This window comes from Bradyrhizobium nivariense (genome assembly GCF_029846695.2).
Lineage (GTDB): Bacteria > Pseudomonadota > Alphaproteobacteria > Rhizobiales > Xanthobacteraceae > Bradyrhizobium.
This window is the reverse complement of sequence record NZ_JARWCR020000175.1, coordinates 1-1,700: the sequence shown is the minus strand read 5'-3', so window position 1 is coordinate 1,700 and position 1,700 is coordinate 1. Positions and strand designations below refer to the sequence as shown.

2 protein-coding genes and 1 pseudogene are annotated in these 1,700 nt (G+C 59.5%); 1 reads left to right on the top strand and 2 read right to left on the bottom strand.

What is annotated here, in order from left to right; genetic code table 11:
- A pseudogene (locus QCM77_RS45760) lies at positions 1-515 on the bottom strand (DUF5695 domain-containing protein); the annotation flags it as partial.
- Between the two features lie 39 nt (positions 516-554).
- Between QCM77_RS45760 and QCM77_RS45755 the strand changes: the two are divergent.
- Positions 555-974, top strand: a complete 420-nt coding sequence (locus tag QCM77_RS45755) for an Arm DNA-binding domain-containing protein (protein WP_280097119.1) — start codon at positions 555-557, stop codon at positions 972-974.
- Positions 975-1,326: 352 nt separating this feature from the next.
- Here the strand turns inward: QCM77_RS45755 and QCM77_RS45750 are convergent.
- Positions 1,327-1,700: Ulp1 family isopeptidase (locus QCM77_RS45750; RefSeq protein ID WP_280097118.1), on the bottom strand; the 374-nt coding region annotated here is incomplete at its 5' end.

Genomic DNA, 1,700 nt, shown 5'->3' with positions numbered 1-1,700 from the left:
CCTGCCGGAAATTCGGTGTTCATCGGCATAGGCAAATAGAGGTCGCCAACCTCCACGCTCGCCATGCCGTCGTTCCGCAGCATGATCTCCCACGTCAATCCAGCCTCGTCGACTGCGAGGCGGGTCGTGAGAAGGACGCCGGCATCGCGGGCTGCTAGTTCAAGGGCGGAGCTATGCATCGGCTTCGTTGCATCAACGCCGGTTCGAAGCGTATGCCACTCGGATCCGGCACGCCGAACTCTAGCGTGAGCCGCCCCCAGCACGGCTCCAGGCAGGACATAATCCGTGTCATGCGTGTCGTTACGATAACGCAACGAGGTAATGCCGTCTTGTGTGCACCCAACGACGAAGGACGAGTCGGCCGCCTTCAACATCATGGCAACCTTGCGCTGCGGCCGATTGGGTGTAGGCACCGTCGCGCCCCCGAACAACACGCTACCCAAGAAGCTACTGCCCAACAGCATCGCACGACGCGTATACGTCCAGATTTTAGACATGCCTTTGGTCTTCGTCATCAACCGTATCCGGTATTGCCCCATGCGGATGATGAAGGCGTGCCGTTTCCCGCCATAAACGTCAACGCGACAAAAGCGACTTACGTTCTCAAGTACCGAGTGTTCGGTCGGCAGCGCTTCGTCACCATCGGTCCTCACGGCGCCCCTTGGACACGAGAGCGTGCACGCAAGGAGGCCAAGCGGCTTTTGGGCCTGGTTGCCAATGGCAAAGACCCGGCCGAGAAGAAAGCCAAGGCGCGCCTGCAGACGGCCGACCCACTCCGGCAAACGCGGATCAATATCTCCGGAACCCCAAACAAAGGCCGAAGCCCCGACCAATTCGGAAATAGAACGCTACTTGTTGGCCAGTTGGAGACCCCTGCATCCCGTCTGAGTTTTCCAGATCACCTAAATAGACATGGCTTACTTCTATCCGGGACTCTGCCGAACAGACGGCCGGGCGATAGCAGCGATCTGTGACATCCAACACCCACATCCTCTCAGCCAGGAGGCGATCTACGCCACCGCGCCACGCACGCCACGACAGCGGCTTCGTTCAATCCAAAAGCGAAATTGCAGGGTTTGGCGGCCTCAACCTCCCATTCCCTGCAATCTCAAACCGTCTCGAATCCGAAAAACAGACTCCCGCTCAATCGCTTAGAACCTTGTTCACGGACGACGATTCACTTGTTCGCGGACTGGCCCTTAGTCCGGTATCTGCTCCACATTGCGAGCCACCATGATGCTCTGCGAGGCGCTGATTTCGCATTCTGGTCGGGCCGGCGAGAAGCCGCTCGAACCAGCTGGCGCGCACGATCAGTCGAAGCCGGCGTCAGCCCCTCAGTCGATTTTGTAGTGCCCGCCGATCGACGACGAGATTGTCGAGGTTCAGGCTTACCTGCCGTCTTACCGCCATCCGGCTCACCAGCGCTCGGGTGCCATCCACTACGAAGACGCCGCAATCATAACCGTTATTCTGCCGGCGCATGCTGGCGGCTTGCAGGTTGGCGCCCAGCCGTTCTGCGAGCCGTTGTGCAGGCCGATCATTGAATCCCGGGGCGGAGTCGTAGTGATAGGCGACCGGCCTCTCCCGATCGCGGCGATCAACCAGCAGCAGCGACCAATGTTCGCCGCGGCGAGCGCGGTCCGTAGGGCTGGCATCGCTAACTGGCAAGAACAGGAAATCGACTATATCGTTACCATTCC